The sequence below is a fragment of the Chthonomonas sp. genome (genome assembly GCF_035294165.1).
Classification (GTDB): Bacteria; Armatimonadota; Chthonomonadetes; order Chthonomonadales; family Chthonomonadaceae; genus Chthonomonas.
Map to the genome: position 1 here is coordinate 1 of NZ_DATGLN010000146.1, position 7,232 is coordinate 7,232.

General features: G+C 53.3%; 8 protein-coding genes. 5 read left to right on the forward strand and 3 right to left on the reverse strand.

All coding sequences use genetic code 11. The annotated features are described in order from the left end of the window. The coding region (locus tag VKV29_RS07190; protein ID WP_324200627.1) for a hypothetical protein at nucleotides 1-1,248 on the reverse strand (1,248 nt) is incomplete at its 3' end. A 366-nt stretch (nucleotides 1,249-1,614) separates the two neighbouring features. Here VKV29_RS07190 and VKV29_RS07195 point away from each other — a divergent pair. The 5 genes from VKV29_RS07195 (at nucleotide 1,615) to VKV29_RS07215 (ending at nucleotide 5,187) form a co-directional block, all read left to right on the forward strand. Beyond that, nucleotides 1,615-2,763 (forward strand): GntR family transcriptional regulator, encoded by a 1,149-nt coding sequence (locus VKV29_RS07195; RefSeq protein ID WP_324200628.1) that lies wholly within the window; start codon nucleotides 1,615-1,617, stop codon nucleotides 2,761-2,763. 33 nt (nucleotides 2,764-2,796) lie between these two features. Continuing rightward, a complete protein-coding gene (locus VKV29_RS07200; RefSeq protein WP_324200629.1) occupies nucleotides 2,797-3,054 on the forward strand; it encodes a hypothetical protein in 258 nt (85 codons plus the stop codon). A 78-nt stretch (nucleotides 3,055-3,132) separates the two neighbouring features. Next, nucleotides 3,133-3,975 (forward strand): type II secretion system protein, encoded by an 843-nt coding sequence (locus VKV29_RS07205; RefSeq protein ID WP_324200630.1) that lies wholly within the window; start codon nucleotides 3,133-3,135, stop codon nucleotides 3,973-3,975. Nucleotides 3,976-4,242: 267 nt separating this feature from the next. Further along, nucleotides 4,243-4,557 carry a hypothetical protein gene (locus VKV29_RS07210; RefSeq protein ID WP_324200631.1) on the forward strand — a complete coding sequence of 105 codons (315 nt, stop codon included), beginning with the start codon at nucleotides 4,243-4,245 and terminating at the stop codon, nucleotides 4,555-4,557. 261 nt (nucleotides 4,558-4,818) lie between these two features. Further along, on the forward strand, nucleotides 4,819-5,187 hold the full coding sequence (locus VKV29_RS07215; protein ID WP_324200632.1) for a hypothetical protein: 369 nt from the start codon (nucleotides 4,819-4,821) through the stop codon (nucleotides 5,185-5,187). Here the strand turns inward: VKV29_RS07215 and VKV29_RS07220 are convergent. Together VKV29_RS07220 and VKV29_RS07225 are read right to left on the reverse strand one after the other, a co-directional pair. Continuing rightward, entirely contained in the window at nucleotides 5,103-6,590 is a 1,488-nt protein-coding gene (locus VKV29_RS07220; RefSeq protein WP_324200633.1) for a hypothetical protein, read from the reverse strand. The two genes, VKV29_RS07215 and VKV29_RS07220, sit on opposite strands and share 85 nt — an antisense overlap. A gap of 77 nt (nucleotides 6,591-6,667) precedes the next feature. Beyond that, the coding region (locus tag VKV29_RS07225; protein ID WP_324200634.1) for a sugar phosphate isomerase/epimerase at nucleotides 6,668-7,232 on the reverse strand (565 nt) is incomplete at its 5' end.

Here is a 7,232-nt window from a genome sequence, read left to right on the forward strand (position 1 = left end):
ACTTCGTTGAGGGGTTAAGTTCTCTATAAGAGAGAGGTCATCAAAAGCATGGACTTGTGGATTGATTGAAAACGCCAAGAAATCTGCCCGATCCATAGGTGGCCGAAAGCGATTGATGAACAAGAAATCGCTATTGGTGCCGGTTCCTACAGGAGCCGTTGAAGCAAAATGCTCTCTATGCGCATTCAGAAGGAAGGAGTAGGGTGGAGCTTGTTGAGGGCTTTCTGTGGCAGGCAGTACAAGCCAACGCGCAATAGGAAGCGGAGACGCTTCAAGCCTGTTTTTGAGTAGAGAGAGCTGTGCACGCTGATTTTCCGAGAAAAGCAGCGCAAGTTCTAGTGGTCTGGCAAGGGCGCTTGCCCACAGGCCAGCCACTTCAAGGGTTTGGGGCCAGTTGGGAGTGTCGAGATGGAGTTCACAACGAAGATGTGCCGGTGCGATGAGCTTTAACCGCTCCACATTACGAGGGGGAGTAGAGGGAACACCGAAGCCGACGGGGGGAATGGGCAGAGATCGATTCAGCGCAAAATCAAGGCGGGGCAGGAGAGACGACGTGACCGTAAAATGAGCGGGGGAAAGCGACGTTTTTTCGATGCGAACGGTAATTCGCTGACGAAATGTAGTGCCCTCCGTAACCCGGACAGGGAACGGAAGGCCTAACGGTGTTGAATAGATTTTATAAGAGGCATCCGTCCAGTTTCGCTGATCTTCCATCTCAAAAATATCCCCATCGAGTTCGATCCGATAGCGGAGGTGCTCATTTGGAATGAGGGTAAGAGCCTTAAGATTAGCAAAAGGAGGAACGGGTTGTTCTGCGATAATGCTCAGGGGCAGTGACGTTGTGGCCGTGGTGCCGTCGGTGTGTTCAATGTGGCATAGCGTGCCGGCAATGTCGGCAGGTATCAGGAGGCAGAAGCCGATTCGGTTTTTGTAAAAGGTCGAGAGGGCTGTTCCGAAAAAATCGAAGGTGAGCGCATCATCTCGGCCGATGATAGTTCCGTTCCATACGAAATGGATATCGTTTTGTTTATGGGTCGCTTTTACGGCAATAAGGAAGGCCTTCGGGGAAATCTCTTTGGTAACGAGTTCGATATCGGCAGGAACAGTGCCCCAGTTCCGGTCGCGTACAGCGACATAGATTCGCTGAACCAGCGTTTTATTTGCTGCCTTTAGATTGCGAATTTCGCCCTGTGCATAGGATAGCGAAAACGCCTCCGTTGTCAGGGTGCAGGGTACGTCTATGTGCAAGGGTTCTGTGCTCATCTTCTATGACCATACTATGGTATACCATATGACATTTTTTGTCAAGAGGGTTCCTCGGCTGCCAATCGGCCACAAAACTTACTCTATTCACTCATCTCGGCATTCTTACCCTTGCATCGCCATGCTGAACACACACTGCAAAAAGAGATACTCTATGGTCTAGAATCGGTTTCTTAACGCACTAGATAGCTCGGATTTTTGCGTTTTTTGTTTCTGTTATAAGGGATGAAGGCATCTAGAATTACGCCATTGATTGACAACTCAAAAGCCCCGTGTTATAATAGAGATGAACTGTTCGGAACAGTGAACTGTTCCGAACAGTAGGAGAATTAAGGAGAAATAGCGACGATTATGCGCCGCTCGCTGCCACAACAGATCGCAACGGCCGTTCTAAAGGACTACATAGAGAGCGGTGTTCTGAACTCAGGTGATCGCCTGCCCTCCGTGCGGGAGCTGGAACGGCAGTACCGAGCCTCGCGCTCGACGATTCTTGCCGCCTTAGGAATTCTCGAACAGCAAGGCGCTATCGTACGCCAGCACGGGCTAGGCTGTTTTGTGGCAGAAGGTACCCCTACAGCATCTTCGAACCGGCCTCCACACTTCCTCGGCTATATCTCCCCCAGTACCGATTCGGAGTTGATGCTGCGAATCTATGAGGGCGTCGAAAGCGCAGCACGGCTCTACGATCTTCATGTGCTTGTTGCCAGCGTCTGTCATGACTACAACCTCGAGCGCAAGCAAGTGGCCCGAATGATCGAGGCGGGATGCGGTGCCATTGTGCTCTCACCAACAACCCGCACGCCCCAACAACTCGTCGAAGACTATCTCAGTCGCGAATTTCTCGATTTTCCCATCGTGCTTGTGGATCTCGCCTACCCTCAACACCGGCGGCCGCGCGTGGTGTTCGACAACTACCATGCCGGCTACGATGTCACCACGACGTTGCTGCGGGCAGGTCATACGCGCATCGCGATCATGCGACTGAACCCCGATTCGGAGGCTGGCTTCGCCTGCCGACACTATGCCGTAGAAGAGCGGTTTCGTGGCTACTGCGATGCCCTGCGCCATGCGCGCATTCCCCTGCGAGATGAGTATGTGTGGACGCTTAAAAAAGGCTCTTTCCATGCAGACCTCGATGCAGAGTACCTTGATAGGCTGCTCGCACTCCCTCATCCACCAACCGCACTTATCGCGCTTGAGGACATCGCCGCCATGGGCGTTATCGAGCTGTTGCTAGAGCATGGAGTACAGGTGCCAGAAGAGATCGCCGTAACAGGTTTTGATAACCTCTTACCCGCCCGCAACTTCCATCCGGCCTTCCCAACAACCCTACCGGACTTTCGTAAGGCGGGCGAAATTGCGACCTGGCTGGCCTATTCACTTATGCAAGGTCAAACCGTTGAGGCGTTAACCTACGTTCTTCCGGTTCCTGTTCATAATCGTCGCCTGTCGTTGCGACGACGGCCTTTTTCACGTGAAAAGATAACCTTACCTGAGTAAGGTTATCGCATTAGATAAGGAGGTGAAACAACAATGAAACAAGATGTCAACCCGATCGTGGCGGCTGTTATCGTCATCGTAGTGCTGGCCATTGCCGGCTATGCTATTTGGCGGGCAATGAACCCACCCACGCACTACGGAGAGAAACCGCCCGGGATCCCACCAAATGTCGCCGCCGAATTCCAGCGACGGATGGGAGGTATCACTCCTCCAAATGGCAAAGTCCCGCAAAATTCCAACGGCGGGATGCCTAATGGAGGGTACATCGCACCGCCTGCAGGCCCTCACTAAAAACTCTTTCATTTAAGATGTCGTTATGACCGATCGTTTAACTATCAAAAATCAATCTCTACAAGGAGACGAATCGCAATGAAAAAAGCCTTTACGCTTATCGAGCTTCTCGTCGTTATCGCGATTATCGCGATACTTGCTGCTATTCTGTTCCCGGTTTTCGCCCAGGCGCGGGAGCAGGCCCGGACGATTTCCTGCCTCTCGAATCTGAAACAGATGGGCCTGGCCGTGCACATGTATGCCCAAGACTATGATGAGCAGTTCCCAATGGGCACCTACGATGGCCCACGTAACTGGGAGGTAAACCCCGATGTAAATCCCTACAACACAGGGCCTGGATACCATATTCAGTTAGACTGCTATGTCAATGCGCAAGGGCAAGGGCCAATGGCCTGGAAGGGATTCAACCCCGGCGATGGTGGCCCTAACTATGTGGGGTGTGCCTACGGAAGCGAGTTCTATCGCACCCTCATGCATGTGCAGCTTGGCCCCTACATCAAGAACGACCAGATGTGGTACTGCCCATCCGACAAATACTATCTACCGAACACGACGGATATCAGCTTAGGCCTGCAGTCCTATCACTGGTTCCCAAACTGGGTATATAATACCTGGTGCCCGAACGGCACCGGCCCCTTCCCGTGCGTAAAGTACCCGGATGGACAGGTGCGTAACCTTTCCGGCATGCCGCCCAACGAACTTTCGGATTACGTTGCGGAGCGTATTCTCTTCACCGAACGTGGAATTTTCGGGTGGGACGGACCGGATGGATGTGACCATCAGTGTGTTAATTCTCACGATAATCACCCTCGGGGCTACAATGCCCTCTTCTTCGATGGACATGCGAAACTAATTCCTTATGGCCAGAAGTGGCGTACCACACCGGCAACCGGTTGGCCTCCTCAAGACGCACCACAATAGAGCTCTAATCGAACTTTATTTGATTTGATCAGAGGTGAAGGGGGTTCCCCTTCACCTCCTTTTATTTTGGGCGTATTCCTCTTTCTACACTCGACTTTCCGCTTTTTTGAGGCAGGTTGTAGTTTTATTAAGGGGGTATTGCGAGGGCACTTCGCAAGTGCGGTCGGGCAGCAGGTCGCAGCTTACTTAATGGGCTGCAAACCCTCTTTAGCCATCGGCAGCAGAGCGGTAGGTTCGTCGTTTGGTAACTATACAAAAGGAGGATGAATGGACACACGCAAGGAGAAGAGTAGATTAGAGACGTTCAACTTGTTCCTAACATCCAACCCCAAAAAGCTTATGGAAAAACGCTGGGAGATCGTAGACCGATGGGCCTTACAGGTGTCGGGGCGACCGGTGCGAAATCACTTCCTGCCGGTACCGATCAAAGATTTTCTCCTCATCGGCGGTTACGACGTGCGCCTGTTCAAAGAAAACAACGAAGACATCTGGACTTGCGAGCTGCGCGGGGTCTATCGCGGAAAACCGGCACGACTGGTTGTAAAAGAAGGCTCGATCCCCAAAATCTATCGTGAGAGCTAGGCTCTCCTCGAAAACCGGTTCCTGAAAAACACTCCGTTTTCCATCGTGAACTCCCTCTCTCCATCGTTCCCTCTTACAACAATTCGACAACTCAAAAAACATGAAGCGCACACACTCTGAGGCGCGTTCTTTGGATGGGAGGCGCACTTTTGCGCCTCCTCCACTCTCTATCACCTCCGTATGCCTTTCAGAAAAGCAGGTTCTCTTTTGAGACCTTCTTCAGCGGTCCGCCCCTATCGTTGCGTTAACAAGGAGCTGCCGATGAAACCACTTTTTCGTTCTATTTTATTGATTGGGGCTGTAATGATTGGCCTGACGTACACGGTATGGGCGCAAGATACTCAAGCCCCTGTCCAACACCCACAGCACAAACAGAGCACCGATGATTCCGATCTTTTTGCGAATGCAGACACCTGGCAAGCGCTGCGCGGCCTGAAGGGATTCTACATGCTGGTGGAAGCCCTACAGGATAATGTGAAAGATACAAGGCTTACGCGAGAGGCCATCCAGCGGACAGCAGAGTTGAAGGTGCACTGCGTAGGCATTCATATGGACAAGCTGACCTCAAGCCCCTCCTGCCAAACGAAAGAGAGGGTCTGCTCTTTAAGAACGGCAGGAGGCGTGTCGTGAAAGAAGAGGCGGGCGGGGTCGCCGGCGATGAAGCGTAGAGTAAGCGTGCATGTCGCCCCATTCGCAGGAGGTGTTTTAGGGATAAGGGTCACCCTATTGCCGTCCACAATGGCCTTTTCGAGCGCACCTGCCGAGAAGGTGTAGTGGAGCGTATCTCCGGCCGAGGAGGCCGCAACACAGCTCGTGAACACAAGCTGAATCTGATGCTGCCGAACACGTACTTCCGCAACTCTAGGCGGTTCGTGATAGGTGGCATCTCCAAGCGAGTAGGCGTAGAGCAGCGTGCCTTGTAGGCCAAGATCGGCGCAGGCTCTTTCAAAAGCATGTATCCATTCGGTGCTGCGCCGATCCTGTGGTTCAGAGCCGATATCGGCCTGCATGATCAGCGGCATATGGGGCGCTACTTGCCTAACAGCGTCGAACAGGCCCGCATACCGTTTCACATAGTCGGGTGGCAGATCGGGGCGCGACCAGTCCGGCCAGTCGGTTTCAAAGCATATTGCGTCGGGGCGTACCTGGGCCGCAATGGCCGCCGCATCAAGTCCATAGATATCGGCTAGCTGTTGGGTGGCATTCGGAACGTCCAGAGCCAACGTCCAAACGCAGACAGGTTTGGAAGGGACTTTCGCGCGAATGCCATCGGGGCTGTTGATGAGATCGTTGAGGCAAGCGATGACGCTGGCACGTCGAAACGCAAGCCAGTTTTGCCAAAGTGTCGGGTTTTGAGCGGGGCTATTTGGCGATTCAGGATGGAGAATATCCGGCAGCGGTGAGCCGGGAAACATCCGTTGAAAAGCGGCACGACACGCGGTACAGAAACAGCCATACTCCGGGCTTTGAGGGCCGGGATACTCCGGCCAATAAGGCTCCATGAGGGCTACCCCGTCGAAGGGATAAGACGTTAGCATCTTCACGATCTGGTGCTTTTTCCATGCACGGTACTGCGGATTGTTAAGACAAAGGCGCGTAAACCCATCCTTTACCGGCTGGCCTACGAGGTCGCCCCGTGTTCTCATCTGCCAAGCAGGCCAATCGGCAGGTAAATCCTTGCGGCTATAGACGCCGTTCACAAAGGTAGCGTACCACACATATATGCCATGACGATGGAGCGCTTGGATAAGGGCCGGCTGAACATCCGAATCGGCGGTGAGCACGTAGTAGACCACACGATAGCCGTGAATTTTCAGCTCTTCGGCTATCGAATCGGGCGAACGGTTCTGGAAGTACGGAAAACCGGGGTCGATCTCGATGGCGCGTCCGTAGAGCGAGGAGTGTCGAGTGATAGCTGACGACGCACCGAGCGGTAACGAAAACCCCTTGCCCATAGCGCTGCTAAGGAGCAGACAGACGATAAAAACCGTCGGCCACCATCGTCTTATGTTGCGAAGAGATTGATACCACATACGATTGGGCTTCGCAGGCCCGCCGTTTGCCACAGCGAGCCTGCCATGTTGCGATTAGGGGTTTGCTGCGACGGTTGCTATTTGCCCATGGCTCGGAGGTTTTTGAGGCAGCGGTCTACGCACTCCAGCGGCGGATAGGCGTAGCTCTCCTGCTCCACAATGTACCACTGCGTTCCCCCGATGGTTTCGCAAAGCTGGAAGATTTCCGACCAGTTGATGTCCCCTTCCCCGATAAGGGCTTTGTCGTTGGTGGCGGAATACTCTTTAATGTGCACGGTAAGCGCCCGTCCCGGATAGCGCCGCAGAAACACCGCTGCATCGGCACCACCATGTCGGGCATTGCCCACATCAAACTGCATAACCACCTTCGGTGAGGTGTTGCTGAAAAAGACATCCCACGGCAGCTCTCCGGTCTCCAGAGGCTGAAACTCCGTGTGGTGGTTATGATAGCCGGTAAACATCCCTTCCGGTTCGAGCTTATCGGCTATCTCGTTCATCAGTGCCGCCGTTCTAAGCCAGGCCTCTTTGGACTCGGTGTATTGACGGGGAAGGCCGGGCACAATGAGGAATTTGTTGCCTAGGGTCTTATGAAACTCGATGCTTTTGGCCAGCTCATCGCCGAGAAGCGTTTCGATTCCCACA